The following is a 24,980-nucleotide window of genomic DNA, read 5'->3' on the forward strand; positions in this document are numbered from 1 at the left end:
ATGCACGGTATGGCAGCGGCATTCCGCCGCCGTCATTCACCCCAAGGAGTCATCATGACGCAAAATATCTATGACAATCAGGCCTTCTTCGACGGCTATGCGCAGCTCAGCCGCTCGCAGCACGGCCTGGACGGCGCGCCGGAATGGCCCGCCATCCGCCGCATCCTGCCGGATTTGCAGGGAAAAAGCGTGGTCGATCTCGGCTGCGGCTACGGCTGGTTCTGCCGCAGCGCGCGCGAACAGGGCGCAGCCAGCGTGCTGGGGCTGGACGTTTCGGAAAAGATGCTGGCCAAAGCGCGGGAGATGACCGCCGACGCGGGTATCGAGTACCGTCGGCAGGATTTGGCGCAGCTGCAGCTGCCGCCGGAAAGTTACGATCTGGTCTACAGCTCGCTGACGCTGCACTACCTCGAGGATCTGGCCGCCTTGTTCGCCACGGTGTACGCCGCGCTGAAACCCGGCGGGCAGTTCATCTTCACCGCCGAGCACCCGATCTACACCGCCCCGGCGCAGCAGGGCTGGCTGACCGACGGCAACGGGCAGAAATCCTGGCCGGTCAACGGCTACCAACGGGAAGGCCGGCGCGTCTCCAACTGGCTGGCGGAAGGCGTCATCAAGCAGCACCGCACACTCGGCAGCTATATCAACCCGCTGGCGCAGCAAGGGTTTATCATCCAGCATTTGAACGAATGGGGCCCCAGCGCGCAGCAAATCGCCGCTACCCCGGCGCTGGACGAAGAGCAGGAACGCCCGATGATCTTCATTCTCGCCGCCCGCAAACCCGCCTGATTTATCCGCAGTAAACCGTTCACACCACCACAGTTGGGGAGGCCGCCTCCCCCCAACGGCTATTGTACCGGCAGCGCCGCCCCGTGCGCCGCGAAGTGCGTCAGCGCCTCGCCCTCCATGCGATAACGCACCCACTCGCCCTGCGGCTGCGCGCCGATGCTAAGGTAGAAATCGATAGCCGGCTGATTCCAGTCCAGCACGCTCCACTCCAGGCGGCCGCACTGCCGCTCGCACGCCAGTTGGGCGATGTGCCGCAGCAGCGTTTTACCGGCGCCCGCGCCGCGATGCTTTGGCGCCACGTACAGGTCTTCCAGATAGATGCCGTTTTTACCCAGCCAGGTGGAGTAACTCATAAAGAACACCGCATAACCCGCCGGCTCGCCGTTCACCGTACAAATCAGCGCTTCGGAACAGGCGCCCGGTCCAAACAGGCTGCGTTCGATGTCCTCCACGCTGGCCCGCACCTGCTCGCGCGCCTTTTCGTACACCGCCAGCTCGATAATCATATCCAGAATCAGTTTGGCGTCGCTTTTTTGCGCCGGGTAAATCTCAATGGTCATGGCAAATCCTGAGTGTGTTGATGACTGTGCTTGCCAGCATATCGCGCCTCCAATACTGTATGAACTGCATTTTCATCAACAGGTAATGAATATCATGCATCTGGATTTGAAGCGTCTCGATCTCAACCTGCTGCTGGTGTTCGAAGCGGTCTATCGGCTGCGGTCGGTGACGCGCGCCGCGGCGGAGCTGGCCCTCAGCGCGTCGGCGCTGAGCCACGCGCTGATCCGGCTGCGCAAGGCGCTGGCGGACGAGCTGTTCTACCGGGTCGGCAACGACATGCACCCGACGGTGTATGCCGACAGCCTGGCCCCGACCGTCAGCGAAAGTCTGGCGCTGCTGGCCAAAGGGCTGCATCCGCGCCCGCGCTTCGTTCCCGCCGAAAGCCGGGAGAGCTTCACCTTCGCCATTACCGATTACACCGCCTTCGCGGTGTTTCCCGCGCTGATGGCGCAGATGCAGCGCCTGGCGCCTGGGCTGTCGTTCCAGCTGCGCTATTCCGAGCGCAAGGTGGCGCTGAACGATCTACTGGCGGGGCGCATCGACTTCGCGCTGGGCTTTACCGAAACCGACGGCGAAAGCTACCCGGAGATCGACGAGGTGAACTGGCTGGAGGATGAGTATGTGGCGATTTGTTCACCCGCCCTCAGCGCAAAATACGGCGAACTGACGCTGGAAAACTACCTGCGGGCGCGCCATCTGGTGGTGACGCCGTGGAACGAACAGCGCGGCGTCATTGACTACCAGCTCGACAAACTGGGGCTGCAGCGCGATATCGCCATCCGCACGCCTTCGCTGCTGGGCGCGCCGTTCATCGTCGCCGACAGCGAACTGGTGATGAGCATGCCGCGTTACGCCGCGCAAAAATTGCGGCAGGCGGCGGCGCTGGATATCCACCCCCTGCCGTTTCCGGTGCCGCCGTATCAGATCAAAATCTACCTGCACCGCAAGAACGGCCGGCCGGAGGCCTGCCGCTGGTTGCGGCAACAGCTGCAGGCGCTGGCGGCGTTATAGCGCGGGTTCGCCGATCGGCAGATACCCCTGCCACAGCGGCTGGGCCGGTTTGCCGTGCGGGTTGGCCCGCAGATGCACGTGGTAGCCCTGCAGCGCGTGCAGCAGCAGGCAGTCGTCCACCTCGGCCAGGTCATCCTTATGCTGCTGCGCGCTGTCCGTTAGCAGCACCCGTTTGGCTTTGTCCTTCGCCTCATCGGCAGTGCGAGCCACAAACAGGCCGAACTGGTGCAATTCCGCCAGCTCATCGCTGCGGTAGCCGCCCACGTTGACGAAAAACAGCTTCTCTTCACCGGTAAACGGCGCAGGCTCCAGGCTCACGTCGTAACCGTCCGCCCAGTCGATGCGCGTATAGCCGTCGACATGCACCTTGCGCTTATCGCCGAACCACTTTTCGCGCAGCAGCGGATACGCCTCTTCCGGCCGATCCGCCGCCGCAAACTGCACGTCGTGCAACTCAATATTGGCGCCCGGCGCCGTACCGCCCACATAAAACATCAATAATCCCGGCATGTTAGTCTGCTCTCCCTGGTGATAATCGCTGTATAAATTAATACATAACGAAACATCTGCCAACGGCGGCGCCATTCTGTGTTATCAATAGATGAGGTTTAATCTGTTGTGGAGGAACGCATGGCATTCAATATCGGTGATTTTGTTCAACGCACCACCGGCGGCCCAAAGATGACCGTGGTGGCGATCGACGGTGAAACCCTGGTTTGCAGCTGGAATGAACTGGGCAAAGAGCAGCGCACAGAGGTGCAGGCCAGCGACGTGGCGCTGTACCACGAAGATGGCGATTTCGGCGTCTGCTGAATGACCGGGGCGCGCCGCGCCCCGTTATCGCCTCAGGCGCGAATGTCCTGATAGGCCGGCGTGGTATCAAACTCATGCTTGGCGAACGGGCACAGTGGAATGATTTTACGCTGCTCCGCGCGCATTTTCTCCACCACCAACGCCACCAGCTTTTTGCCGACGCCCTGCCCCTTCAATGACTCATCCACCCAGGTGTGATCAATAATGGTCAGCTTGTCGCCGCTCGGCACGAAAGAGATCTCGGCGATCAGCTTGCCTTGCTCATCATTGATATAAAAACGCTTCTCGTCTGCCAGTATTTTATGATCCATATTATTTCTCCCTATATTTCAGTGCGCCGCTGGGGCAGGTGTCGATAACGCGTTTCACTTCGGCCGGCTCGGCATTGTCCGGCATAATCCACGGGCGGCGATTCAAGGTAAAAATAGCCGCGTTGCCACGCACGCAGTTGGCGGAATGGCGGCATATCGCGCTGTTAAAATAAACGTCAATCTTGTCGCCGGAATAACGGCGGTAACCGGCGGCGGTCAATTCTTCATCCATCATGGCCTCACATTGCCCGTTTTATTGTTTTTGCTCCAGGCTCAAGTATAGGCAATGCCGCCGGCTTCACCACGCCTCTCGTCCGCCGAAAAAAGTGGCGCAACCGCCCGCCGCAGCTAGAAAAAACCGTAAATTGTTCTAATCTTTAATCAGCAAGACAACATAATTCCGACAGTGGCTAAGGAGTTCGAAATGGGTGATAGCTCAAAAGACGGCGTAATTCTGCTGTCCCGCATTCTACTGATGGTTCTGTTTATCATTTTCGGCTGGATGAAACTGGTCAACTTCGGTGCGACCGTCACGGCGATGGAAGGCTACGGCACGCCGATGCCTTATTTGGCGGCGATCGTTGCCGTGGTGGTGGAATTTATTTTCGGCATCGCGCTTATTCTCGGCCTGTTTACTCGGCCTATCGCGGTCATTTTCGCCCTGTATGTGTTGGGCACCGCGTTTATCGGCCATCCGTTCTGGAAAATGACCGGTATGGAAATGATGGGCAACGAAATTAATTTCTTTAAAAACATCAGCATCATTGGTGGTTTGCTGTTGCTAGCGGTAACCGGCGCCGGCCGTTATTCGCTGGACTATAAAATATTTAATAAATAATTCATCGATGGCCGGCGATATGCGCCGGCCATTTTATTTCGGCTATCCTTTCACCGGCTGCGCTTGGCGTGGCGCTCAAAGTTTTCCGCCCTGGCCTGCGCCGATTTACGCAGCGTGACATAGCAGGCGCCCTCGCCGCCGTCGCGCGGTAAGGCGCGGCAAAACGCCTGCACCTGTTCAAACTGCGCCAGCCATTTGGCGACGTAACTGCGCACGATATTCGGATGGCTTTCGTTCTGCCGCCCGCGGCCGTGCACGATAAGCAGCGAACGCAGGTTTTGCGCCTCCGCCTGCATAATGAAACGGAACAGCGCCTGCCGGCTGGCTTCAACCGGCTGACGCAGCAAATTCAGCGACGCCTGCGGCGGGTAACGCCCATTGCGCAGCTTGTCCAGCACGCCCTGCTGAATGCCTTCCCCTTTGAACTCCAGCGGCCGATCGCAGGGGATCACCTCGAGGAAATCGGTGCTGAGGAAGTTTTCCTGCCGCAGCCGCTGCGCTTCGCGCCGCGCGCTTTTGTCCACCGTCTCCTGCGGCTTGAGGTACAGCGTCTGCCGCCTGCTCGCCAGCGGCACCACGTCTGCCATCGCCTGTTCAAAAAAGTCTTTTTCCTGCTCGCTCATGTTCCACCTCTCTTGAACGGCAGCCTTTACGGCCGGGGATGGGGACGATTGTAAGACGCCTTGTCGCGGTTGCAAGCCGGGAATTGTCAGCGGCATTTGTCTCAATTGTCGTCAACGGGTGAGCTTGCGAGCAGTTTTCGCTATACTGCTAAGCCATCATTGAGTGCCGCAAAGGATCGAGCCCATGACAATGCGCGAGCTGGAAATCCAGTTTCAAAATGCGATGAATGAGTTGCAGAGCAGCTTCGAACGGCAACACCGCGAATGGCAGCGGAGCTACCAGGCGCTGCAGCAACTGCTGGAAGAAGCCAAACAGCGCGAAGCCGCGCTGCGGGCGCAGAATGAACAACTGGCGCGCAAACTGAGCACCGCCAGTTCGGTGCCGGAGCAGCATGCGCTGGTCAAGCAGATCAAAATGCTCGGCGCCCATCTGGACGCGCTGGCCAAAGACGCGGCCACCTTCAATCACCACCTGCGCCAACAGAGCGCGGTCGGTAATTTCAGCGGCGAACAGCATTGATAGCGGGCGCTGTCGCACAGCGCCTCCCGCCCCTCTTCTGGCGTATTGAGAGTGTAATAAAGCCTAAATGACCTGGATCATCCTCGCCGCCCTGATCGTCGTATTCATCATCGGTTACCGCATTTTGACGTCCGACACCCGTAAAGCCATCGATTCGCTGGCCCATCTGCTGAGGGTCAAACCGATGCTGATCGAATCGATGATCCAGGAAATGGGCGGCCGCCAAAGCCAGACCTTTATCCGCATGCTGAACAACGGCTATACCGAAGAGATGCACCAGGCCGCTTACCTGCTGTTCATCTACCTGACGTTCATCAAACAGGCGGACGACGAGCAGATTGGCCATTGGCGCGACGTGCTGCTGCGCGCCGGGCTGTCGCCGGAGCTGCACGCCGAGCACACCGAAGCGGCGCTGTTTTACTTCGCCGAGTTGGATATCGATGCGTTTGAACTGGCGCAGTTCCGCCGCGCCTACAACGAGCGTTTCAACCGCGAAGCGTTGGCCCACGGCTGATAGCGTCCCCCTGGCGGGGGACCGTTTACAGGAACATGCTGTAGAGGTAACGCGACAGCGCTTCGCGCGAGCTGAAGCCGTGTGCGATGCCGTAACGCTGATTCGGCGCGTCGCTGCTTAAATCCAGGGGAAATTCCAGATATTGCTCGCTGGTGCGCACCGGCGAGGTCGGCGTGGCGAAATGCACGCTTTTCTCTTTCAACGCCGGGTGGATCACCAACGCGGTTCTGCCCATCCGCGCTTCGCGATTCACATACACGTAGTGTGCACCCTTGCGGTAACCATAGGCCTGATCGGTGACATAATCACGCTCAAAGCCGGTATTCTCCAACACTTTAGCCACTTCATCCGGCCGTAAATACATCGATTCCTCCTCTCATTCTGGACCGCTGAGCGACCTTACCGTAATCATTCACCGAAACAATGATTTTCTGGGGAGGAATCCGGGTTTCGGACTATTCCTGAATCAGACCCGGCTGCGCTGCAGCAGGCGCAGAGTGAGCAACACCCCGAGCGCCACCAGCAGCGCCGCCGCCAGATAAATCGACGGCACGCCCGCCTGCCCGCTCAGCAGCCCGGCCAGCGGGCCGGTGATGCCCAACGCCAGGTCGAGGAACGCCGAATAGGTACCGAGCGCCGTGCCCTGATTCTGCGGCGGCACCTGTTTCACCGCCTCAACGCCCAGCGCCGGGAACACCAGCGAAAAACCGGCGCCGGCCAGCAATGCGCCGGTTTGCACCATCCAGGGCTCGCCGGCCTGCCAAATCAACAGCAGCCCGACGATCTCAACCAGAAACGACGCCAGCGTCACCTTCAACCCGCCGTGGCGGTTGATGACATTGCTGAAGATCAGGCGAATGCCGACGAAGGCGCAGCTGAACAGCGTCAGCGAAAACGCCGCGCCGCTCCAGCCTTTGTCGGCGTAGTAAAGGGTGATGAACGTGGCGATCACGCCGAAGCCGACGGTGCCCATCGCCAGCCCGAGACCATAGGCCCAAATGCGGCCGAACACCGCGCGAAAGGCGATGCGTTGCCCGGCGGCGATCGAGACGTCCGGCTTGCCGCTCGCCAACAGCAGCGCCACTGCGACCGCCAGCACGATCAGCGCCGCCACCCCGGCCAAGCCCCACTGCTGATTCAGATACACGCCGAGCGGCGCGCCGGCCGCCATCGCGCCGTAGGTGGCGACGCCGTTCCAGGAGATCACCCGCGCGGTGTGCATCGCCCCAACCCGGCCGATGCCCCACAGCGTGGAACCGGTGCTGGCGAAGCTTTCGCCGACGCCGAGAAACACCCGCCCCACGCACAGCAGCAGCAGGCTGAGCCATGGCCAACCGTCAACGCCGAACGCGAGCGCGTAAAACAGGCCGCTGGCGCCGCAGCAGGCCAGGCCGAACAGCACCACCTTCTTCGGCCCCAGCTGATCGGCGTAACGCCCGGCGTGCGGGCGGCTGAACAGCGTGGCGAAGTATTGCGCGCTGATGATAAGGCCCGCCAACACCGAGTTGTAGCCCAGGTGGTCATGCACAAATCCCGGCAACACCGCCAGCGGCAGGCCGATGGTCAGGTAGCAGACGAAGGTGAACATCACCACGGACAGAATGCGTCGGTTCAGTTGGAGGTTATTTTCTGCGGTCATCGAAGGCGGCTCGCATCGGACGGGGTAGACAGAGATTGCCAGCATACCCCGACGAGATTTGATGATAAATGAGAGAGTGATAACGAATTATTATCTCGCTAACGGTTTGCCTCCACCCGCGCACGCAGAAAATCGATAAACGCCCGCACCTTCTCCGGCACGTGGCGCGTGTTCGGGTAGAGCGCATAGATGCTCTGCTCGGGGAAACGGTGATCCGGCAGCAACCGTTGCAGCCTGCCGGCGTCGATGTCGGGCTGCGCCAGCCACGCCGGCAGCAGCGCTACCCCGGCGCCATGCAGGGCGAACGCCAGCAATGCGGCGGCGCTGTCGCCGGTGAGCGTCGCCGCATCCGCGACCTTGAACAGCACCGCTTCGCGCTGCGGCGTGACCACCTGCCAGCTGAGGGGCGAACTGAGCCGGCTGTGGGCGATCCACTGCGCCTGCGCCAGATCCGTCAGCGAATGAATCGGCCGCTCGGCCAGATAATTCGGCGCCGCCACCGGAAAGATGGCGAAGCTGTCGATCAGCGCCGCGCGGTGGCTGGAATCCGCCAGCTGGCCCAGGCGGATCGCCACGTCGAAGCGCTCAGAGATCAGATCGGCATGATAAGAGGAAGACACATGCTGGATGCGCAGGCGCGGATGCTGCCGCGAAAACGCCGCCAGCGCCGGCACCACGACCTGCGCGCCATACTCAGGCGTGCTGGTGATACGCAGCACGCCGCTCAGCCCGTGATGATCGCGTCGCACGTCGTCGAGCACGTTCTCGGCCTCCTGCAACAGCTGCAGGCTGCGCTGGTAGAAGCGTTCGCCGGCATCGGTCAGCGACAATCGGCGGGTGCTGCGCGCCAGCAGTGACACCCCCAGCTCATTCTCCAGCTGCTTGACGTTAAAGCTCACCACCGCCTTGGTTTGCCCCAGCGCCGCCGCCGCCGCGGTAAAGCTGCCCGCTTCCACCACCGCCGCGAAGATCGCCAGACGCTGCAAATTCAGCATTTCGCCGCCCTTATTGTCAAAATCATTTTGACAGTGTAATCGCCCGCCGCCGATTTATCCGCACTTTTCCCCCCGATACACTGCTCGCCTTCAACCGGAGGCACCATGTCTTATCGCAGCAAAGTGGCAATCGTCTATCTGCTCGGCTTTTTCGTCGATCTGATCAATATGTTTATCGCCAACGTCGCCTACCCCGCCATCGGCCAGGCGATGGGGGCGTCGGTCAGCCAGCTGGCGTGGGTCAGCAACGGCTATATTCTCGGCCTGACGCTGGTGATCCCGCTCAGCGCCTGGCTGGCGCAGCGCATCGGCGGGCGGCGGGTGTTTCTGCTCTCGCTGGCGCTGTTCATGCTGGCCACCCTCGGCGCGGGCAACGCCGACAGCATCGGCGCGCTGATCGGCTGGCGCACCCTGCAAGGCATGGGCGGCGGTTTGCTGATCCCCATCGGCCAGACGCTGACCTATCAGCTGTACCGCAGCCATGAACGCGCCGGGCTGTCGGCCGCCATCATGTTGGTGGGGCTGCTGGCGCCGGCGCTGTCACCGGCGCTGGGCGGCTGGCTCGTCGATAGCCTGGACTGGCGCTGGGTGTTTTTCGCCAACCTGCCGCTGGCGGCCCTGGCCCTGGCGCTGGCGGCGCTGTGGCTACGTGCGGAAACGCCGACGGCGGCGTGCAAACCGCTCGACGCGACAGGATTACTGAGCGCCTGCGCGGCGCTGACGCTGCTGCTGCTCGGCCTGACCCGGCTGAGCGAAGCCGGTCATCAGGTTTCCGGCGCGGCGCTGCTGGCCGCCGGGCTGCTGGTGCTGGCCTATTATCTGCGCCATAGCCTGCGCACCCCGCAGCCGCTGCTGAACCTGCGGCTGGTCGGCGATCCGCTGCTGCGCAACGCCATGGCGGTTTATTTGTGCATTCCCGGCCTGTTCATCGGCGTCAGCCTGGTGGCGATGCTGTATTTGCAAAACCAGCTGGGGATGCCCGCCGCGCAGGTCGGCGGCCTGATGCTGCCCTGGGCGCTGGCGTCGTTCCTGGCCATCACGTTGACCGGCAAAAGCTTTAATCGCCTCGGCCCGCGGCCGCTGCTGATCGCCGGCTGCCTATTGCAAGGCGCCGGCATGCTGACGCTGGCGCAGATCGATCAGGCCGGGCAGCACGCGTTGCAGATCGCCGCCTTCGCCCTGATGGGGTTCGGCGGCAGTCTGTGCAGCAGCACCGCGCAGAGCAGCGCGTTTCTGCAGATCCCCGACGGCCAATTGGCGGACGCCAGCGCACTGTGGAATATCAACCGCCAGCTCAGTTTTTGCCTCGGCGTGGCGCTGCTCAGCCTGCTGCTGAATCTGCTGCTGACCGTGTTGCCGCCCGCGGCGGCTTACCGAACCTGCTTCATTCTGGCGGGCGCCAGCGCACTTATCCCGCTGTTGCTGTGTCTGCGCCTCGCCAACCGCGCCATCGTGCGCCAACTCAATGCTCAACAGGATGCTTTATGAACCCGTATTTTACCGAAGTGATCGACGCCCACATCGCCATTGAACGCTGGCTGGGCAAAGGCGCCGGAGAGGAGCAAGCGCTGCTGGCGCGCTTTACGCCGGATTTCAGCATGATCGCGCTGAACGGCGCCCCGCTGGATTTCACCGCGCTGTGCGCTTTTTTCCGCGCGCATCGCGCCGCCAAACCGGGACTGGAAATCGAGATAGAAGAGATGAAGCTGGTGGCCGAATGGCCGACTGGCGCGGTAGTCAGCTACCGGGAAAAACAGAGCCTGCCGGGGCAAAGCGCCACGCTGCGCTACTCCACTGTGGTGTTTGAACGCCTGCCCGACGCGCTCGGCTGGCGGCATTTGCACGAAACCGCCGCGGCGCAATAATTACAGGAAGCTGCCGGCCAGAAACAGTTCCCAACCGACGATCACCCCGCACAGGGTTACCGCGCTGAAAATGACTTCAAACAGATAGCGATGGATCATCGTGAGTAGCCTCAAAAGAAGACACCCGGAAAGACCGGGTGTCTGGAATACGGGCTGTAGAGTGCGGAACCTTGTCGGTTCCGCAAACATCACTTAATTAAGCTTTTTTACCGGCTTTTTTGTGGTGTTTTTTAGCGGCCTGAGCTTTCTGCACTGGCGCTTTTTTGTGGTGTTTTTTAGCAGCCTGGGCTTTCTGAGCTGGCGCTTTTTTGTGGTGCTTTTTAGCGGCCTGAGCTTTCTGGGCTGGCGCTTTTTTGTGGTGCTTGGCTTTCTTGTGGTGCGTTGCTTTAGCTGGCGCTTTTTCAGCAGCAGCCGCTGGCGCAGCGGTAGTGGTGGTCGCAGCTGGCGCGGTGGTGGTAGCCGGAGCAGTAGCTGCAGTATCAGCAGCGAAAGCAACAGAAGACAGACCCATAGTGGCAGCAACGATCAGCGCTAATACTTTTTTCATCTTTAAATCCTCAGAGTGTTGTTTCGGTAAGCTCCGGTGGAGCCGTTGAAACAGATACTAGTGGAATCAAACGGCCGTTTCCGTGAGTGATTGGTTTCGCCGAGTAACCAAATGTACAAAGCCCAGGTGCCGGCAAACACCTGCGTGACGGCGGTTTTTTTCCGTGATCGGCCACACAAATCTCGGCATGGTCTACACTTAAAAGACATGTGTCGAAATGGAGAGCTGAATGTTTAAGAAAGCGGAAAGAACAGAACGCGATATCGATCAGGATGTGACTCTGTTGGCCGATACGCTGGATGAAGTGTTGCGCGAGTCCGGTGACAAGACCAAAGAGGAACTGAAAGAGCTGCACAGCAAGGCAAAAGGCGTGCTGCGCGACGCGCGAGCGCGATTCAACGGCTCCACCAGTCTGACACAACATGCGCGCGACGCGGTCGATCAAGCCGACAGCTATGTGCGTGACAAACCTTGGCAGGGCGTAGGGATCGGTGCCGCCGTCGGCATCGTGCTCGGCGTGCTGCTAGCCCGGCGTTAACACCCCTGCAGTCATAAAGATAAAACAGATGTGCGTCTGGCCCGCGGAAATCGCGGGCCGTTTAATTTGCGTGTTTAAACAGCTGTGCCAGCCCCTGTACCGCCCGCTCCGCCTCCTCTCGCCGGCTGAAATTGGCGAACCCCAGCAGTAACCCCTGCCCCGCCGGATGGTCGATTCGCCAGTCCGACAACGCCTGCACCGCCAACCCCTGCTGCCAGGCTTGCGCCGCTAGTGGCGCATCCGCCAAGCCGTCGCGCAGCCGCGCCAACAGCTGAATGCCGCCTTGCTGCGGCACCACTGTCAGCCACGCCCCCAGTTGCCGTTCCAACGCCTGCGTCAGCCACTCGCGCCGCTGGCGGTACAACGGCCGCATGCGTTTCAGGTGGCGGTAGAAATGCCCTTGCCGGATAAAATCCGCCACGCCGGCCTGCAGCAGCGGCGGGCAACCGCAGCCACGCAGCCGGCTGCTGCGCGCAAAGGCCTCCGTCAGGCCGACGGGCACCACTAAATAAGCCATGCGCAGCGCCGGGAACAGCGTTTTGCTGAAGGTGCCGGCGTACAACACCCGTCCCTGAACATCGAGGCTTTTCAGCGGCGGCAATGGCCGCCCGTGATAGCGAAACTCGCTGTCGTAGTCATCCTCGAGGATCCAGGCCCTGCGCTGCTGCGCCCAGTCGAGCAGCGCCATCCGCCGCGCCAGGCTGAGCGAGACGCCGAGCGGGCTTTGATGGGTTGGCGTCACCACCGCCAGCCGCGCCTCAGGCGCCGTCAGCATACCCGCGGCCACATCCATGCCCTGTTCATCCACCGGCACGGCGACCGGCCTGACGCCGGCGGCCTGCAGCAGCGGACGCGTGACCGGATAGCCGGGATCTTCGATCCATACCGCGTCGCCGGCATGTAACAGCGTCTCCGTCACCCAATCCAACAACGCCGGATAACCGGCACAGAGGAAAATTTGCTCCGGCCGGCAGCTGATGCCACGCGACAAATGCAGATAATGGGCGATCGCCTCACGCAGTTCAGGCAGGCCGCTGACTGGCGGCAGCGCCAGGGAAGCCACTGTGGAACCGCGCAGCTGGCGGGCGACAATGCGCTGCCACAGCGCCCGAGGAAACGCATCCAGCGCCGGCACGCCCAGTTGGAAAGGCTGCAGCATGCCCTGCGGCTGCAGCGGATCGGGCGCTATCGTCGCCAGCGGCGGCGCAGCGGGCATCGCGCCCGGCGGCATGTGCGGCAACTGCGGCGAGACATAGGTGCCCGCCTGCCCCCGGCTCTGCAAGAAACCTTCTGCAATAAGTTGCGCGTAGGCGCTTTCCACCGTGGCGCGCGCCACGCCCAAATCGCTCGCCAACCCGCGCACTGAGGGCAACCGGCTGCCTGCCGCCAGGCTGCCCTGGGCGATGGCGTCTTTAATCCGCTGGTAAATCTGCCGGTACAGTGGCTCGGCGAGCCGGCTGTCCAGCCGCAATGAAGTCAGGAACGGCGGCATCATGGCCCGGTTAAATAATCATTTTATGGCCCTATAGCATAGACCATAAGGCCGCTAAAGTAGCGCCATGATTTCGTTACTATCGATTGAGGTTGACCATGATTAAGCAACGTTTGAACTATGCCGAGCTGGCGCCCGCCCCGTACAAAAATATGGTGAGCGCGCTGATGGCGCTGGAGAAAGGCGCCCTGGACAAAGCGACCATCGAGTTGATGTTTATGCGCGTTTCGCAGATCAACGGCTGCGCCTACTGCCTGGACATGCACGGCAAAGCGCTGCGCGAAAGCGGCTTCAGCCATGCCAAGCTGGATACGTTGGCGGGCTGGCGCGTCAGCCATGAATTCAGCGAACGTGAACGCACGGCGCTGGAGTGGGCCGAGTCGGTTACGCTGATCGCCGCCACCGGCGCGCCGGACAGCGCTTTCGAGGCGCTGAAGGCGCACTTCAGCGATACCGAGATCGCCGATCTGACCTTCGCCATCAGCATCATGAACGCCTTCAACCGGCTGGCCGTCAGCATGCGTCAGTAATGCGCTCGCCTCCCCCTCTTGACTCTGAGGGGGAATTTCACACCCGCAAAAATTTTTCCCCTCGCCTTTTCCAGCCCCGGCGCGGCCTGCGCGCAAAACCCGACAAAACACCATATATAGCGTGGTTGATAAAACAAATATCAACATATAGTATTTTATCTATCAGCCGCAGGGAATGTTGTTCGGCTGATAACGCCGTCAGAAACGCCAGGAACAATGCTCCGTTCTCTGACTTGTCCGCCTTTCCCTCAGCTTAAAGGTAAATGCGAATCATGAGCATTATTATTTACAGTAAGCCGGACTGTGTCCAGTGCAACGCCACCTATCGCGCATTTGATAAACAGGGGATTGATTATCAGGTGATCGACCTCACTCAAGATCCGCAGGCGCTGGACCACGTTAAATCCTTAGGTTATCAGCAAGTTCCGGTGATTATCGCCGGTGACGATCACTGGGCCGGTTTCCGGCCGGACAAAATCGGCGCGCTGGCGCTCACCTGCTGAGGCCCGACGATGAATCCGCTGGTCTATTTCTCCAGCAGCTCGGAGAACACCCACCGATTCGTTGAGAAACTGGGCCTGCCGGCGATCCGCATTCCGATCGCCGGCGCCCGCAGCAAATTGCTGATGGAACAGCCCTATATCTTGATCGTGCCCAGCTATGGCGGCGGCAGCGCCGTCGGCGCGGTGCCGATCCAGGTGATCCGCTTTCTCAACGTTCCGCAAAACCGTTCATACCTGCGCGGCGTCATCGCCGCCGGGAACACCAACTTCGGCGCAGCATACGGCATCGCCGGCGACATCATCGCCAAAAAATGCCAGGTGCCTTTCTTGTACCGCTTCGAGCTGCTCGGCACTACGCAAGACGTTGAAAACGTTAGACAGGGAGTAACCGCATTTTGGCAACGACAGAACTGACCAGGCCCGAGACGGGCGCGCTGGATTACCATTCGCTCAACGCGATGCTCAATCTTTACGATGCGGAAGGCCGGATCCAGTTCGATAAAGATCGGCTGGCGGCGCGGCACTACTTCCTGCAGCACGTCAACCAAAACACCGTGTTCTTCCATAACCTGGAGGAAAAGCTGCGCTATCTGGTGGAAGAAGGCTACTACGAGCCGCAGGTGCTGGCGCAGTACGAATTCCCGTTTATCAAGCAGCTGTTCCAGCAGGCCTACGCCAAAAAATTCCGCTTCGAGACTTTCCTCGGAGCCTTCAAGTACTACACCAGCTATACACTCAAAACCTTCGACGGCAAGCGCTATCTGGAACGCTACGAAGACCGGGTGTGCATGGTGGCGCTGACGCTGGCGGCGGGCGACACCGCACTGGCGCAGGATCTGGTGGAAGAGATGATTTCGGGCCGCTTCCAGCCGGCCACGCCGACCTTCCTCAACTGCGGCAAACGCCAGCGCGGTGAGCTGGTCTCCTGCTTCCTGCTGCGCATCGAAGACAATATGGAATCGATCGGCCGGGCGGTGAACTCCGCGCTGCAGCTGTCGAAACGCGGCGGCGGCGTGGCCTTCATGCTGAGCAATATTCGTGAGGTGGGCGCGCCGATCAAGCGCATCGAGAACCAGTCCTCCGGCGTCATTCCGATCATGAAAATGCTCGAAGACGCCTTCTCCTACGCCAACCAGCTCGGCGCGCGTCAGGGGGCCGGCGCGGTGTATCTCAACGCCCACCACCCGGACATCCTGCGTTTTCTCGACACCAAGCGGGAAAACGCCGACGAGAAGATCCGCATCAAGACGCTGTCGCTGGGGGTAGTGATCCCGGACATCACCTTCGAGCTGGCGAAGAACAACGAAGAGATGTACCTGTTCTCGCCCTACGATGTCGAACGGGTGTATGGCGTGCCGTTTTCGGAGATTGCCGTCAGCGAGAAGTACCGCGAGATGGTGGATGACAAGCGCATCCGCAAGTCGCGCATCAACGCGCGTGAGTTCTTCCAGGTGCTGGCAGAGATCCAGTTCGAATCCGGTTACCCCTACGTCATGTTCGAAGATACGGTCAACCGGGAGAACCCGATCGCCGGGCGCATCAATATGAGCAACCTGTGTTCGGAGATCCTGCAGGTCAACCGCGCCAGTACGTATCACGAAGATCTGAGCTACGATCGCATCGGCAAGGATATCTCCTGCAACCTCGGCTCGCTGAACATCGCCAAAACCATGGACGCGCCGGACTTCGGCAAGGCGATCGAGACCGCGATCCGCGCGCTGACCGCGGTGGCCGACATGAGCGATATCCGCTCGGTGCCGTCGATCGCCGAAGGCAACCGCAGCGCCCGCGCCATCGGTCTGGGCCAGATGAACCTGCACGGTTACCTGGCGCGCGAGCGCATCTTCTACGGCTCGGAAGAAGGCATCGACTTCACCAATCTCTATTTCTATACCGTGGCCTATCACGCCATCCGTGCCTCGAACCGGCTGGCGATCGAACGCGGCGGCACGTTCGACGGCTTTGAGCACTCGCGCTATGCCAGCGGCGAGTACTTCGACAAGTACACCGAACGCGACTGGCTGCCGCAAACCGAGCGGGTGCGCGAGCTGTTCGCCGCCGCCGGCATCGCTATTCCGGGCCGCGACGAGTGGCGCGCGCTGCGCCAGTCGGTGATGATGCACGGGCTGTACAATCAGAATCTGCAGGCGGTGCCGCCGACCGGCTCCATCTCGTACATCAACAACGCCACCTCCAGCATCCATCCGATCGTCTCGCGCATCGAGATCCGCAAGGAAGGCAAGATCGGCCGCGTTTACTACCCGGCACCGTACATGACCAACGACAACCTGGCGTATTACCAGGATGCCTACGAGATTGGCCCGGAAAAAATCATCGATACCTATGCCGCCGCGACGCAACACGTCGATCAGGGGCTGTCGCTGACGTTGTTCTTCCGCGATACCGCCACCACCCGCGACATCAACCGCGCGCAGATCTACGCCTGGCGCAAAGGCATCAAAACCATTTACTACATCCGCCTGCGCCAGATGGCGCTGGAAGGCACCGAGGTGCAGGGCTGCGTGTCCTGCGCGCTGTGAGGCAACTTATGACGACCGTAACATCGGCGCCGCTGGTGCGCGCCATCAACTGGAACATCATCGAAGACGACAAGGATCTGGAGGTGTGGAACCGCCTGACCTCCAACTTCTGGCTGCCGGAGAAGGTGCCGCTGTCCAACGATATCCCCTCCTGGGCCACGCTGACGCCGAAGGAGCAGCAGTTGACCATTCGGGTGTTTACCGGGCTGACGCTGCTGGACACCATCCAAAACACCGTCGGCGCGCCGGCCCTGATCGCCGATGCGCTGACGCCGCACGAAGAGGCGGTGTACTCCAACATCAGCTTTATGGAGGCGGTGCACGCCCGCTCTTACAGCTCAATCTTCTCCACCTTGTGCCAAACGCCGGACGTGGATGACGCCTACCGTTGGAGCGAGGAAAACCGCGCGCTGCAGAAGAAAGCCGGCATCATTCTGGCGCACTACCGCAGCGACGATCCGCTGCTGAAAAAGGTCGCGAGCGTGTTCCTCGAGTCGTTCCTGTTCTATTCGGGCTTTTATCTGCCGATGTACTGGTCCAGCCGCGCCAAACTGACCAACACCGCCGATCTGATCCGCCTGATCATTCGCGACGAGGCGGTGCACGGCTACTATATCGGCTATAAGTTCCAGAAAGGGCTGGAGAAAGTGGACGCCGCACGGCGCCAGCAGGTGAAAAACTTTGCCTTCGACCTGATGCAGGATCTGTACGACAACGAGGTGCGTTACACCGAGGAGCTGTACGACGGCGTCGGCTGGACGGAAGACGTGAAGACCTTCCTGCACTACAACGCCAACAAAGCGCTGATGAATCTGGGGTATGAAGCGCTGTTCCCACCGGCGATGGCGGAGGTCAACCCGGCGATCCTGTCGGCGCTGTCGCCGAACGCCGATGAAAACCACGACTTCTTCTCCGGTTCAGGGTCGTCTTACGTTATCGGCAAGGCGGTCAACACCGAGGATGAGGACTGGGATTTCTGAGGACATGACAACGATACCGGTCTTTCAGGCCGGTATCGTGCATTCAATACCCTTGTTCTTTCTGACTGCGGATCGCCAGAACAAATGCCGTATCGATATCAGGGATATATTTGTAGAGCGCCAAATAACCGCGAGCTTGCTGCCCAATAATCAATTCACGCAGTCCTGCGCCAAGGGCTCGTCCGATCAATGGATTATGTTCCAATACCGCAATCGCCTGGATGATTTCCTGAATGCGCCGCCCTGAATCTGCGGCACCATACTGAGCCAAATGAGCGAGAATGCGTTCGATATCATCCCTGACCTCTGGCGCCAACTCGACGTTTGCCATCAGCGCCCCAATTTTTTAACCGGGGGTTTAACAGCGTCAGTGTTACCCGCTGCGTAATTTTCCAAATAACCGCGCATCTCTTTCCAAGAGACCGTCTCTCCCGTCGCAATTATCTTGGCATAGCGTTTTTCCGCTTCATTCTCAAAGTTGCGGCGCAACTCTTCTTGCTGCGTTTTCTCCGCGATTGCCTGCAAAATAAAGCTGTGAGACGTCACGCCAGCCTGCTCGGCGACGGCGGTGACTCGGGCTTTAAGCTCATCTGGAATACGGATGGTCGTCGTCGACATAATCGCTCCCAACGTTGGTCAATCACATGTAGCTCAATTGTGCTACATGAAGTCTGGCAGCGCAATAATGCTGGGGATTATTTCACCCACTGACGCAGCTCTAGCCGCCGCCAGATAGCGCGTTTCTCCACATCGCTGGCGGTCGGCCAGGCGGCGATCTCCGCCCGCGTGCGCCGGCATCCGCGGCACTGCTGGGTTTCGTCGTCGATCCGACACAGGCTGACGCAGGGCGACCTGACGCCGGGATGAAACTGCTGATTGTCGCCCGCCATACGCTGCCCTTGATGTGATGAGTTCCGCCACAGGATACCCGATCCTGCGGCGGCGCGTCGTCAATCAGATGATGCCGCCGTTGGCGCGCAGGGTTTGGCCGTTGACCCAACCGCCGTCGGCCCCCGCGAGGAAGGCCACCGCCGCAGCGATATCGTCCGGCGTGCCCAGGCGCTCCAGCGGCGCCATCTTCGCCAGCCGCTCGATAAGCTCCGGGGTTTTGCCGTCGAGGAACAAACCGGTGGCGGTCGGTCCCGGCGCGACGGCGTTCACCGTGATATTGCGGCCGCGCAGCTCTTTCGCCAGCACGCTGGTCAGCGCTTCGATCGCCGCCTTACTGGCGGCATACATGCCGTACCCCGGCTGCAGCAACCCCACCACGCTGGAGGAGAAGTTGATGATGCGGCCATTGTCGCGCAGGCGCTTCGCCGCCTCGCGCATCGCATTGAAGCTGCCTTTCAGATTGATGTCGAGCAGGCGATCCACGTCTTCGTCACGCATGTCCGCCACCGGCGCCAGCGCGATCACCCCGGCGTTATTGACCAGCACGTCGACGCCGCCAAACGCCTGTTCGGCGCTGTCGAACAGGCGGGCGACCGCAGATGCATCGCTGACGTCGGCTTTGACGCTCAAGGCGCGGCCGCCGCCCTGTTCAATCTTGCGCACCAGCTCATCGGCCGGCGCCGGGTTGCCCGAATAGTTGATGATGACGGTGAAGCCATCGGCGGCCAGACGCTCGGCGATGGCCGCGCCGATACCGCGCGATGCGCCGGTGACGATGGCGACGGAGGGAGTTTTCTGATTCATCGGGAGATCCTTAAAGAAAACGACGAGGGTAACGTTAATCATGCACTCTTTATCACGGCGAATAAGCCCCGATTCTCTGGCATCATCATCCCAAATTATCGAACAATGTCCCCAAGGCGCTTACGATGGCCGCCCGTTGGGCGGCCATCTCCATTACAGCGCGCCGTAGTTCAATGGCACCCAGGCGTAACCGTCGCCCTGGCGGTTCAAATACCCCAACCCCGGGAACGACAGGTGTGCGCCCCCCACCAGCTCGCTCTGCCGCGCGCTGTCACCAAATATCCGCAGCCGCTGAGCGACCGCCGCCTTGGCGTCATTATCAAAGCTGATAGCCACCTTCGGATGCGGCATCTGCACCGCCGCCACGTGGATCAGATCCCCCAGCAGCAACAGCTTCTGGCCCTGGCTGGTCACCTGATACACGCTATGCCCCGGCGTATGGCCGTGGGCGGCAAAGGCGGCAATGCCCGGGGAAAGCTCACCGTCGCCGCTGAACGGCTTAAAGTGGCCGGCCGCCTGATACGGCTTGATCACTGCCTGAGCCCTTTCGAAGTTGCTTTTACTGCCCGCGCTAGCCTGTTTCAGTTTGTCCGCGCTTAGCCAGAAGTCCGCGTCCTGGCTGGCGGCGCGCACCACCGCATTGGGGAATACCGCCTTGCCGTCGTGCGTCAGCCCGCCGAGGTGGTCCGGGTGCATGTGGGTCAGGTAGATCTCATCCACCTGCTCCGGCTGGTAGCCCGCCGCACGCAGGTTATCCACCAGCTTGCCCAGGCCGTCGCCCAGCAGTTGGCCGGCGCCGCTGTCGATCATCACCAGCTTGTCGCCGGTATTGATCAGATAAGCATTGACCGACGTGACCACCGGCAGGCTTTGATGCTGCTCGGCTACCCCGGCGGCGATCTGCTGCGGCGTACGGCCCAGTAACAGCTTATCCGCCGGCAGGCGAATAATGCCGTCGGACAACGCGGTCACTTCAAAGCTGCCCAGCATGATGCGGTAAAATCCCGGCGTCGGGGTTTTGGCCTGCGGCGCGGCGGCGCCGGCCTGTAACGACATAACGGCCAGCGCCGCGCCCAACAGACAACGTTTCCAGAACATGATGACTCCTTGTGAGAATTGAACAGCGCTAAGTATTGACGCAAAAAGCCCGATGCGCCTGTTTAATAAATGCCTTTGATAAATATATAAATAATATATTCATTATGAATAATTTTGTTTGCCGAGCCACACAACCCCAATCCATATTTTCTCGTGCGCCGCTTCGTTATTTTTCTTACTCCCTAAACCACGAGTAAGGAAATATGATGAGCTATCAATTCGAAAACCTGGTCTTTGAAGGCGGCGGCGTAAAAGGCATCGCCTATGGCGGCGCACTGGAATTGCTGGAGGCCAAAGGCATCATGCCGCAGATCAAGCAAACTTCCGGCGCCTCAGCGGGCGCCATCGCCGCGCTGCTGGTCGGGCTGGGCTGCAGCTCGGCCGACGTGACCAAGATTCTGTCGGCGATGGATTTTAAAAAATTCCTCGATTATAACGGCGGTTTTTTCGGCACGCTCCAGGACGCCTATCGCCTGTTCAATCAATACGGCATCGCGCCCGGCGATTATTTCTATCAATGGTCACGCGATATTATCAAACAATATACCGGCAACCCGGATATTACCTTCGAACAGTTCGAAGCGATGAAAACGGCGAAAGGGTTCAAGTCGATTTACTTTATCGGCGCCAACCTCAACAGCGGCCAGCGCGAAGTCTATTCGCATCGCACCACGCCGCGCATGAAAGTGGCGGATGGCCTGCGCATTTCGATGTCGTTCCCGTTCGCCTTCGTGGCGAAGAAAAATGCCCTGGGCGACCTGTGCATCGACGGCGGCATGATCGACAACTACCCGGTGCGGCTGTTCGACTATGACTTCTCCGCCACGCCGCCTTACATCGACAGCACCAGCCAGCGCATCAACACCCGTACGCTGGGCATTCGCCTGGACTCCGCCAGTGAAATCGCTCAGGCCGCCGGTCAGGCCGGCCCGCGCACGCCGGTCAACAACCTGTTTGATTTCACCCTGGCGGTGGCCAACGTGATGCTGGACATCCAAACCAAGGTGCATCTGGACAGCGATGACTGGAAGCGCACCGTGTATGTCGACACGCTCGACGTCGGCACGCTGGAGTTCGGCATCAGCGAGGAGAAGAAACGCGCGCTGATCGAATCCGGCCGTCGCGGCGTAGAGCGCTACTTCGCGTGGTACGACGCCGCCATGAAGCAAGCGGCGTAACCGGCAGTTCCCCGCCCGCGCGTCGGGCCGGCGCGCGGGCAAAAAAAATCCCCGCGGGGGCGGGGAAAGGCAAAGTAACGCTAAGGATTTATAGGAGTTATACGAAGAACTTGGCCAACACCAGCAGCGACAGCGAAACGTTGATAGCGCCGCCGATACGGGTTGCGATCTGGGCGAATGGCATCAACGACATGCGGTTGCCGGCGGTGAGGATCGCGACGTCGCCGGTCCCGCCCTGCCCGCTCTGGCAGCAGGAGACGATCGCCACGTCGATAGGATGCATGCCGATTTTCTTGCCGACGAAGAAACCGGTCGCTACCAGCGCGCTGACGGTGGTGACGATCACGATCAGATTCTGTACGGTGAACGCGTCCACCAGTTCCTGCCACGGCGTGATGGCTACCCCGACGGCGAACAGGATGGGATAGGTCACGGCGGTGCGGAAGAATTTGTACACCACCTGCGAGCCTTCCTGAATGCGCGGCGACACCCCGTGCGCCAACTTCACCGCCACGGCGGCGAACAGCATGCCCACCGGCGCCGGCAGGCCGATCAGACGGTGCAGCAGCATGCCCACCATATACAGCAGAATGGCCAACAGCGCGCCGCAGGCGATGGTGCTAACGTCCACCTTGCCGCTGATTTTTTCCACCGCGCTCATGTCGCTTTCACCCTGCTTGCTCGGCATCAGGCTGCCTTCGCCGGTCAGGTGCGGATAACGCTTGCCCAGCTGGTTGAGCAGGCCGGCGATGACGATAGCGGTCAGGCTGCCGAGCATCACGATCGGCAGAATGCGCCCCAGCGCCACGCCCTGCTCCATGTGCAGGATCGCGGCATAGCCCATCGACAGCGGGATCGCCCCTTCACCTACGCCGCCGGCCATGATCGGCAGGATCAGGAAGAAGAAGATCTGGAACGGTTCCAGGCCCAGCGCCATGCCGACGCCCATCCCCACCAGCATGCCGACGATCTCGCCGCACAGCATGGGGATGAAGATGCGCAGGAAGCCCTGGATCAGCACCTGGCGGTTCATGCTCATGATGCTGCCGACGATGATGCAGCAGATGTAGAGGTAAAGAATGTTGGTCGATTTGTAGAACTTGGTGGTCGACTCCACCACCACGTCCGGCAGCAGGCCATAGTGCACCAGCGCGGAAGGAATGAAGGTGGCGCAGATCGCCGCCGCGCCCATTTTGCCGATCAGCGGCAGGCGCTTGCCGAATTCGCCGCAGGCGAAACCGAAGAACGCCAGGGTGGCGACCATCACCACGATATCGCTCGGCAATTTGCCTTCCAGGCAGTCGAGCAGAATCAACACGCCGGCCAGAATAAAGAACGGTAACGGAATAATCCCTACTTTATAATTATCCAGTATCCGCCACCATTTCTCACGCAGAGGAATATCAGCGGCCTTGTCTTTGGCTACGAGGTAAGAATCATCTGTTGTGCTCATAATCTGGCCTCTTATTAGTTTGTTCAGCCATCATAGAGAAGCGCACGGATTATCTGCTGTGATTATGTTCAAAATTAAAAAGGGTTTTTAATGGTGGTTATGGTTTCTATGGGGTTAATTAAGATTATGTAAAAATCAGCGTGGTTTTAATGGTGTTAATGCCGTTTTTATTTTAAAGCTTATCAACTTTATCGCAGACGAACAATTCTCGTCCGGTTCACGCTAATCCCGTGTGAGGGATCACAAGTTGATCGGGCGCAATATTACACACCCCGTATCTCGTGATAGGGTAAGGCTTCAGGATCTCTTTACGGTGAAGCTCCGCCATGCGCCTTAAACTCTCATTTCAAATCAAGCTGTTTCTGTGCCTGGTGGCCTTCTCCTGCCTGCTGCTGAGCTGCATCGGCGCCTACACCTATTACCAGCTGGATGCGCAGCTGCACCGCGATCTCGGCGCCCGCGCCCAGGTGCAGGCGCGTGAAATCGCCCTTATCCCTTCGTTGGTGGATGCCGTAGAAAAAAACGACGCCGCCAGGATCGCTGCGTTGATGAAAAAAATCCGCGCCAGCAGCGACGCCAGCTATATCGTCATCGGTGATAATCATGCCCGTCATCTCTATCATTCAGAATATGAGGGCCGCCTGGGCACGCCGATGATCGGCGGCGATAATAAAGAAGTATTGGAAGGAAAAAGCATTATTTCCATTCGCAAGGGCGGCATCGGCGTTTCATTACGCAGCAAGGCGCCGATTCTGGATGAAAATAATCACGTCATCGGCATCGTTTCCGTCGGCTATTTGAAATCGCATATCGATAATTTAAATGCCAGGACATTAACGCAAATTATCGGTTCCATCGTGCTGCTGCTGATCGCCCTGTTCGTTTTTTCCTGGCTGCTGTCGAAAAATCTCAAACGCCAAATGTTCTGGCTGGAGCCGAAAGAGATCGCGCTGCTGGTGCGCCAGCAAAAAGCGCTGCTGGAAGCCATCTACGAGGGCGTGATCGCCATCGATCCGCAGCTGCGGATCATCACCATCAACCATGCGGCGCGTGAGCTGTTGGATCTGCATCAGCCCGCCACCGGCCTGCTGGGCCGGCCGATCGGCGACGTGATCCAGGCCCAGCCGGACTTTTTCGCCGTCGCGCACTTGGAGCACGACACCCATGACGAGGTGTGCCGCTTCAACCACGTGCGGGTGATCGCCAGCCGGGTGCGCATCATGCAGGAGCAGGAGCTGCAAGGCTGGGTGATCAGCTTCCGCGACAAGAACGATATCAATACCCTGAGCAGCCAGCTCAGCCAGGTGAAACGCTATGCCGACAACCTGCGCATCATGCGCCACGAGCAGCTGAACTGGACCGCCACGCTGGCCGGGCTGCTGCATATGCAGCGCTACGACGAGGCCATCCGCTATGTGGAAGCCCAGTCGGAGGGGGCGCAGGAGATCCTCGATTTCATCTCGCAGCGCTTCAGTTCGGCGGCGCTGTGCGGGCTGTTGCTGGGCAAATACTCCAGCGCCAGAGAGAAAGGCATCGAACTGCGTTTCGATCCGGCCTGCCAGCTGCGGCAGATCCCGGCGGCGCTGAATGAGACCGAACTGATGTCGATCGTCGGCAACCTGCTGGATAATGCGGTGGAGGCGACGCTGCACTGCCCGGCTCCGCACGACGCGATCGAACTCTATATCAGCGACGGCAGCGACGAGCTGGTGATCGAGGTGGCGGATCGCGGCACCGGCATCGCCGAGGAGATTCGTGATACGCTGTTTGAACAGGGCGTGACCACCAAAGCGGATAAAAGCGACCACGGCATCGGCCTGCATCTGGTCGCCAGCCACGTGGCGCAGGCGCACGGCAGCATAGAAGTGTCGGACAACGAGCCGCACGGCGCGATATTCTCTATATTTATCCCTAAATAAAACCCATAACCCGATTTTTTTGAGCACC

The 24,980-nt window shown here is 60.1% G+C and carries 32 protein-coding genes; 16 read left to right on the forward strand and 16 right to left on the reverse strand.

Going from position 1 to position 24,980, the window contains the following annotated elements; all coding sequences use genetic code 11:
* The first annotated feature begins 54 nt into the window (after window positions 1–54).
* A complete protein-coding gene (locus tag ACP3TA_RS24945) occupies window positions 55–789 on the forward strand; it encodes a class I SAM-dependent methyltransferase (protein WP_046687694.1) in 735 nt (244 codons plus the stop codon).
* Window positions 790–848: 59 nt separating this feature from the next.
* Here the strand turns inward: ACP3TA_RS24945 and ACP3TA_RS24950 are convergent, their stop codons facing one another.
* Window positions 849–1,349 (reverse strand): GNAT family N-acetyltransferase, encoded by a 501-nt coding sequence (locus ACP3TA_RS24950; protein WP_033651602.1) that lies wholly within the window; start codon window positions 1,347–1,349, stop codon window positions 849–851.
* An 85-nt stretch (window positions 1,350–1,434) separates the two neighbouring features.
* On the opposite strand from ACP3TA_RS24950, the gene ACP3TA_RS24955 reads away from it, so the two are divergent.
* On the forward strand, window positions 1,435–2,361 hold the full coding sequence (locus tag ACP3TA_RS24955) for a LysR substrate-binding domain-containing protein (protein ID WP_195880648.1): 927 nt from the start codon (window positions 1,435–1,437) through the stop codon (window positions 2,359–2,361).
* Here ACP3TA_RS24955 and ACP3TA_RS24960 read toward each other — a convergent pair.
* On the reverse strand, window positions 2,356–2,871 hold the full coding sequence (locus ACP3TA_RS24960) for a DUF1543 domain-containing protein (RefSeq protein WP_195880649.1): 516 nt from the start codon (window positions 2,869–2,871) through the stop codon (window positions 2,356–2,358). The genes ACP3TA_RS24955 and ACP3TA_RS24960 overlap by 6 nt on opposite strands.
* Window positions 2,872–2,991: 120 nt before the next feature.
* Here ACP3TA_RS24960 and ACP3TA_RS24965 point away from each other — a divergent pair, with 120 nt between their 5' ends.
* Window positions 2,992–3,174, forward strand: coding sequence for a YodC family protein (locus ACP3TA_RS24965; RefSeq protein ID WP_025303973.1), 183 nt, complete (start codon window positions 2,992–2,994; stop codon window positions 3,172–3,174).
* Between the two features lie 32 nt (window positions 3,175–3,206).
* Here ACP3TA_RS24965 and ACP3TA_RS24970 read toward each other — a convergent pair whose 3' ends face one another.
* Window positions 3,207–3,485, reverse strand: a complete 279-nt coding sequence (locus ACP3TA_RS24970) for a GNAT family N-acetyltransferase (protein ID WP_025303974.1) — start codon at window positions 3,483–3,485, stop codon at window positions 3,207–3,209.
* A gap of 1 nt (window position 3,486) precedes the next feature.
* Window positions 3,487–3,717, reverse strand: a complete 231-nt coding sequence (locus tag ACP3TA_RS24975) for a (4Fe-4S)-binding protein (protein ID WP_025303975.1) — start codon at window positions 3,715–3,717, stop codon at window positions 3,487–3,489.
* A 192-nt stretch (window positions 3,718–3,909) separates the two neighbouring features.
* On the opposite strand from ACP3TA_RS24975, the gene ACP3TA_RS24980 reads away from it, so the two are divergent.
* On the forward strand, window positions 3,910–4,323 hold the full coding sequence (locus ACP3TA_RS24980) for a DoxX family protein (RefSeq protein WP_016929826.1): 414 nt from the start codon (window positions 3,910–3,912) through the stop codon (window positions 4,321–4,323).
* Window positions 4,324–4,373: 50 nt separating this feature from the next.
* Here ACP3TA_RS24980 and smrA read toward each other — a convergent pair whose 3' ends face one another.
* Window positions 4,374–4,946, reverse strand: coding sequence for a DNA endonuclease SmrA (gene smrA, locus ACP3TA_RS24985; RefSeq protein ID WP_195880650.1), 573 nt, complete (start codon window positions 4,944–4,946; stop codon window positions 4,374–4,376).
* A gap of 184 nt (window positions 4,947–5,130) precedes the next feature.
* On the opposite strand from smrA, the gene ACP3TA_RS24990 reads away from it, so the two are divergent.
* Window positions 5,131–5,466, forward strand: coding sequence for an MbeD/MobD family mobilization/exclusion protein (locus tag ACP3TA_RS24990; protein WP_033644141.1), 336 nt, complete (start codon window positions 5,131–5,133; stop codon window positions 5,464–5,466).
* Window positions 5,467–5,533: 67 nt separating this feature from the next.
* The gene (locus ACP3TA_RS24995) at window positions 5,534–5,980 is read left to right on the forward strand and encodes a DUF1198 family protein (protein ID WP_033644142.1); all 447 of its coding nucleotides are present in this window, start codon (window positions 5,534–5,536) and stop codon (window positions 5,978–5,980) included.
* Window positions 5,981–6,005: 25 nt separating this feature from the next.
* On the opposite strand, the gene ACP3TA_RS25000 is transcribed toward ACP3TA_RS24995, so the two are convergent.
* The 3 genes from ACP3TA_RS25000 to ACP3TA_RS25010 all read right to left on the reverse strand — a co-directional run bounded on the left by ACP3TA_RS25000 (window position 6,006) and on the right by ACP3TA_RS25010 (window position 8,614).
* Window positions 6,006–6,344: a DUF2002 family protein gene (locus tag ACP3TA_RS25000; RefSeq protein ID WP_033644143.1), complete on the reverse strand. Its 339-nt coding sequence runs from the start codon at window positions 6,342–6,344 to the stop codon at window positions 6,006–6,008.
* Between the two features lie 102 nt (window positions 6,345–6,446).
* Window positions 6,447–7,619, reverse strand: coding sequence for an MFS transporter (locus ACP3TA_RS25005; RefSeq protein ID WP_426784475.1), 1,173 nt, complete (start codon window positions 7,617–7,619; stop codon window positions 6,447–6,449).
* A 98-nt stretch (window positions 7,620–7,717) separates the two neighbouring features.
* Window positions 7,718–8,614 (reverse strand): LysR substrate-binding domain-containing protein, encoded by an 897-nt coding sequence (locus ACP3TA_RS25010; protein ID WP_426784476.1) that lies wholly within the window; start codon window positions 8,612–8,614, stop codon window positions 7,718–7,720.
* 105 nt (window positions 8,615–8,719) lie between these two features.
* Here ACP3TA_RS25010 and ACP3TA_RS25015 point away from each other — a divergent pair, with 105 nt between their 5' ends.
* A complete protein-coding gene (locus tag ACP3TA_RS25015; RefSeq protein WP_046687699.1) occupies window positions 8,720–10,102 on the forward strand; it encodes an MFS transporter in 1,383 nt (460 codons plus the stop codon).
* On the forward strand, window positions 10,099–10,479 hold the full coding sequence (locus ACP3TA_RS25020; RefSeq protein WP_004928958.1) for a DUF4440 domain-containing protein: 381 nt from the start codon (window positions 10,099–10,101) through the stop codon (window positions 10,477–10,479). Before ACP3TA_RS25015 ends, ACP3TA_RS25020 begins: the two co-directional genes overlap by 4 nt.
* Before the next feature lie 196 nt (window positions 10,480–10,675).
* Here ACP3TA_RS25020 and asr read toward each other — a convergent pair whose 3' ends face one another.
* On the reverse strand, window positions 10,676–11,026 hold the full coding sequence (gene asr, locus ACP3TA_RS25025; protein WP_004928953.1) for an acid resistance repetitive basic protein Asr: 351 nt from the start codon (window positions 11,024–11,026) through the stop codon (window positions 10,676–10,678).
* A 229-nt stretch (window positions 11,027–11,255) separates the two neighbouring features.
* Between asr and ACP3TA_RS25030 the strand changes: the two genes are divergently transcribed.
* Window positions 11,256–11,564, forward strand: coding sequence for a DUF883 family protein (locus ACP3TA_RS25030; protein ID WP_004928950.1), 309 nt, complete (start codon window positions 11,256–11,258; stop codon window positions 11,562–11,564).
* 61 nt (window positions 11,565–11,625) lie between these two features.
* Here the strand turns inward: ACP3TA_RS25030 and ACP3TA_RS25035 are convergent, their stop codons facing one another.
* Window positions 11,626–13,059 carry a PLP-dependent aminotransferase family protein gene (locus ACP3TA_RS25035; RefSeq protein WP_101453837.1) on the reverse strand — a complete coding sequence of 478 codons (1,434 nt, stop codon included), beginning with the start codon at window positions 13,057–13,059 and terminating at the stop codon, window positions 11,626–11,628.
* Between the two features lie 95 nt (window positions 13,060–13,154).
* Here ACP3TA_RS25035 and ACP3TA_RS25040 point away from each other — a divergent pair, with 95 nt between their 5' ends.
* The 5 genes from ACP3TA_RS25040 to nrdF all read left to right on the forward strand — a co-directional run bounded on the left by ACP3TA_RS25040 (window position 13,155) and on the right by nrdF (window position 17,609).
* Window positions 13,155–13,586 carry a carboxymuconolactone decarboxylase family protein gene (locus tag ACP3TA_RS25040; RefSeq protein ID WP_033651609.1) on the forward strand — a complete coding sequence of 144 codons (432 nt, stop codon included), beginning with the start codon at window positions 13,155–13,157 and terminating at the stop codon, window positions 13,584–13,586.
* 272 nt (window positions 13,587–13,858) lie between these two features.
* Complete coding sequence (locus ACP3TA_RS25045) at window positions 13,859–14,089, forward strand: redoxin NrdH (RefSeq protein ID WP_033644148.1); 231 nt, start codon at window positions 13,859–13,861, stop codon at window positions 14,087–14,089.
* A 9-nt stretch (window positions 14,090–14,098) separates the two neighbouring features.
* On the forward strand, window positions 14,099–14,503 hold the full coding sequence (gene nrdI / locus ACP3TA_RS25050) for a class Ib ribonucleoside-diphosphate reductase assembly flavoprotein NrdI (protein WP_004928930.1): 405 nt from the start codon (window positions 14,099–14,101) through the stop codon (window positions 14,501–14,503).
* Window positions 14,485–16,629: a class 1b ribonucleoside-diphosphate reductase subunit alpha gene (nrdE, locus tag ACP3TA_RS25055; protein ID WP_072022510.1), complete on the forward strand. Its 2,145-nt coding sequence runs from the start codon at window positions 14,485–14,487 to the stop codon at window positions 16,627–16,629. Before nrdI ends, nrdE begins: the two co-directional genes overlap by 19 nt.
* 8 nt (window positions 16,630–16,637) lie before the next feature.
* On the forward strand, window positions 16,638–17,609 hold the full coding sequence (gene nrdF, locus ACP3TA_RS25060; protein WP_033639549.1) for a class 1b ribonucleoside-diphosphate reductase subunit beta: 972 nt from the start codon (window positions 16,638–16,640) through the stop codon (window positions 17,607–17,609).
* Between the two features lie 43 nt (window positions 17,610–17,652).
* Here the strand turns inward: nrdF and ACP3TA_RS25065 are convergent, their stop codons facing one another.
* The 5 genes from ACP3TA_RS25065 to ACP3TA_RS25085 form a co-directional block, all read right to left on the reverse strand.
* Entirely contained in the window at window positions 17,653–17,940 is a 288-nt protein-coding gene (locus ACP3TA_RS25065) for a type II toxin-antitoxin system RelE/ParE family toxin (protein ID WP_033635684.1), read from the reverse strand.
* Window positions 17,940–18,227 (reverse strand): ribbon-helix-helix protein, CopG family, encoded by a 288-nt coding sequence (locus tag ACP3TA_RS25070; protein ID WP_147881036.1) that lies wholly within the window; start codon window positions 18,225–18,227, stop codon window positions 17,940–17,942. Before ACP3TA_RS25070 ends, ACP3TA_RS25065 begins: the two co-directional genes overlap by 1 nt.
* A gap of 77 nt (window positions 18,228–18,304) precedes the next feature.
* On the reverse strand, window positions 18,305–18,499 hold the full coding sequence (locus tag ACP3TA_RS25075; RefSeq protein ID WP_197775931.1) for a DUF1289 domain-containing protein: 195 nt from the start codon (window positions 18,497–18,499) through the stop codon (window positions 18,305–18,307).
* Between the two features lie 64 nt (window positions 18,500–18,563).
* On the reverse strand, window positions 18,564–19,304 hold the full coding sequence (locus ACP3TA_RS25080) for an SDR family oxidoreductase (RefSeq protein ID WP_033644152.1): 741 nt from the start codon (window positions 19,302–19,304) through the stop codon (window positions 18,564–18,566).
* A 153-nt stretch (window positions 19,305–19,457) separates the two neighbouring features.
* On the reverse strand, window positions 19,458–20,402 hold the full coding sequence (locus ACP3TA_RS25085) for an MBL fold metallo-hydrolase (protein ID WP_033651614.1): 945 nt from the start codon (window positions 20,400–20,402) through the stop codon (window positions 19,458–19,460).
* A gap of 206 nt (window positions 20,403–20,608) precedes the next feature.
* Here ACP3TA_RS25085 and ACP3TA_RS25090 point away from each other — a divergent pair, with 206 nt between their 5' ends.
* Window positions 20,609–21,580 carry a patatin-like phospholipase family protein gene (locus tag ACP3TA_RS25090; protein WP_047025553.1) on the forward strand — a complete coding sequence of 324 codons (972 nt, stop codon included), beginning with the start codon at window positions 20,609–20,611 and terminating at the stop codon, window positions 21,578–21,580.
* A 97-nt stretch (window positions 21,581–21,677) separates the two neighbouring features.
* Here the strand turns inward: ACP3TA_RS25090 and ACP3TA_RS25095 are convergent, their stop codons facing one another.
* Window positions 21,678–23,033, reverse strand: a complete 1,356-nt coding sequence (locus tag ACP3TA_RS25095) for a 2-hydroxycarboxylate transporter family protein (protein ID WP_033644155.1) — start codon at window positions 23,031–23,033, stop codon at window positions 21,678–21,680.
* A gap of 326 nt (window positions 23,034–23,359) precedes the next feature.
* Between ACP3TA_RS25095 and ACP3TA_RS25100 the strand changes: the two genes are divergently transcribed.
* Entirely contained in the window at window positions 23,360–24,952 is a 1,593-nt protein-coding gene (locus ACP3TA_RS25100; protein ID WP_033644156.1) for an ATP-binding protein, read from the forward strand.
* Window positions 24,953–24,980 lie beyond the last annotated feature (28 nt).

The sequence above is a fragment of the Serratia sp. 2C06 genome (assembly GCF_050037615.1).
Lineage (GTDB): Bacteria > Pseudomonadota > Gammaproteobacteria > Enterobacterales > Enterobacteriaceae > Serratia > Serratia ureilytica.

Bases quoted from the DNA above. Each gene is read 5' to 3' on its own strand.
- ACP3TA_RS24980 (WP_016929826.1), top strand. From the start codon at position 3,910: ATGGGTGATAGCTCAAAAGACGGCGTAATTCTGCTGTCCCGCATTCTA.
- ACP3TA_RS25100 (WP_033644156.1), top strand. From the start codon at position 23,360: ATGCGCCTTAAACTCTCATTTCAAATCAAGCTGTTTCTGTGCCTGGTG.
- nrdF (WP_033639549.1), top strand. From the start codon at position 16,638: ATGACGACCGTAACATCGGCGCCGCTGGTGCGCGCCATCAACTGGAAC.
- smrA (WP_195880650.1), bottom strand. From the start codon at position 4,946: ATGAGCGAGCAGGAAAAAGACTTTTTTGAACAGGCGATGGCAGACGTG.
- ACP3TA_RS24995 (WP_033644142.1), top strand. From the start codon at position 5,534: ATGACCTGGATCATCCTCGCCGCCCTGATCGTCGTATTCATCATCGGT.
- ACP3TA_RS25075 (WP_197775931.1), bottom strand. From the start codon at position 18,499: ATGGCGGGCGACAATCAGCAGTTTCATCCCGGCGTCAGGTCGCCCTGC.
- ACP3TA_RS25080 (WP_033644152.1), bottom strand. From the start codon at position 19,304: ATGAATCAGAAAACTCCCTCCGTCGCCATCGTCACCGGCGCATCGCGC.
- ACP3TA_RS25030 (WP_004928950.1), top strand. From the start codon at position 11,256: ATGTTTAAGAAAGCGGAAAGAACAGAACGCGATATCGATCAGGATGTG.
- ACP3TA_RS25035 (WP_101453837.1), bottom strand. From the start codon at position 13,059: ATGATGCCGCCGTTCCTGACTTCATTGCGGCTGGACAGCCGGCTCGCC.
- ACP3TA_RS24990 (WP_033644141.1), top strand. From the start codon at position 5,131: ATGACAATGCGCGAGCTGGAAATCCAGTTTCAAAATGCGATGAATGAG.
- ACP3TA_RS25015 (WP_046687699.1), top strand. From the start codon at position 8,720: ATGTCTTATCGCAGCAAAGTGGCAATCGTCTATCTGCTCGGCTTTTTC.
- ACP3TA_RS25065 (WP_033635684.1), bottom strand. From the start codon at position 17,940: ATGGCAAACGTCGAGTTGGCGCCAGAGGTCAGGGATGATATCGAACGC.
- ACP3TA_RS24975 (WP_025303975.1), bottom strand. From the start codon at position 3,717: ATGGATGAAGAATTGACCGCCGCCGGTTACCGCCGTTATTCCGGCGAC.
- ACP3TA_RS25085 (WP_033651614.1), bottom strand. From the start codon at position 20,402: ATGTTCTGGAAACGTTGTCTGTTGGGCGCGGCGCTGGCCGTTATGTCG.
- ACP3TA_RS24965 (WP_025303973.1), top strand. From the start codon at position 2,992: ATGGCATTCAATATCGGTGATTTTGTTCAACGCACCACCGGCGGCCCA.
- ACP3TA_RS25070 (WP_147881036.1), bottom strand. From the start codon at position 18,227: ATGTCGACGACGACCATCCGTATTCCAGATGAGCTTAAAGCCCGAGTC.
- ACP3TA_RS24960 (WP_195880649.1), bottom strand. From the start codon at position 2,871: ATGCCGGGATTATTGATGTTTTATGTGGGCGGTACGGCGCCGGGCGCC.
- ACP3TA_RS24950 (WP_033651602.1), bottom strand. From the start codon at position 1,349: ATGACCATTGAGATTTACCCGGCGCAAAAAAGCGACGCCAAACTGATT.
- ACP3TA_RS25040 (WP_033651609.1), top strand. From the start codon at position 13,155: ATGATTAAGCAACGTTTGAACTATGCCGAGCTGGCGCCCGCCCCGTAC.
- ACP3TA_RS25020 (WP_004928958.1), top strand. From the start codon at position 10,099: ATGAACCCGTATTTTACCGAAGTGATCGACGCCCACATCGCCATTGAA.
- ACP3TA_RS25090 (WP_047025553.1), top strand. From the start codon at position 20,609: ATGAGCTATCAATTCGAAAACCTGGTCTTTGAAGGCGGCGGCGTAAAA.
- ACP3TA_RS25010 (WP_426784476.1), bottom strand. From the start codon at position 8,614: ATGCTGAATTTGCAGCGTCTGGCGATCTTCGCGGCGGTGGTGGAAGCG.
- ACP3TA_RS24955 (WP_195880648.1), top strand. From the start codon at position 1,435: ATGAATATCATGCATCTGGATTTGAAGCGTCTCGATCTCAACCTGCTG.
- ACP3TA_RS25000 (WP_033644143.1), bottom strand. From the start codon at position 6,344: ATGTATTTACGGCCGGATGAAGTGGCTAAAGTGTTGGAGAATACCGGC.
- ACP3TA_RS24945 (WP_046687694.1), top strand. From the start codon at position 55: ATGACGCAAAATATCTATGACAATCAGGCCTTCTTCGACGGCTATGCG.
- nrdI (WP_004928930.1), top strand. From the start codon at position 14,099: ATGAATCCGCTGGTCTATTTCTCCAGCAGCTCGGAGAACACCCACCGA.
- ACP3TA_RS24970 (WP_025303974.1), bottom strand. From the start codon at position 3,485: ATGGATCATAAAATACTGGCAGACGAGAAGCGTTTTTATATCAATGAT.
- ACP3TA_RS25095 (WP_033644155.1), bottom strand. From the start codon at position 23,033: ATGAGCACAACAGATGATTCTTACCTCGTAGCCAAAGACAAGGCCGCT.
- asr (WP_004928953.1), bottom strand. From the start codon at position 11,026: ATGAAAAAAGTATTAGCGCTGATCGTTGCTGCCACTATGGGTCTGTCT.
- ACP3TA_RS25005 (WP_426784475.1), bottom strand. From the start codon at position 7,619: ATGACCGCAGAAAATAACCTCCAACTGAACCGACGCATTCTGTCCGTG.
- ACP3TA_RS25045 (WP_033644148.1), top strand. From the start codon at position 13,859: ATGAGCATTATTATTTACAGTAAGCCGGACTGTGTCCAGTGCAACGCC.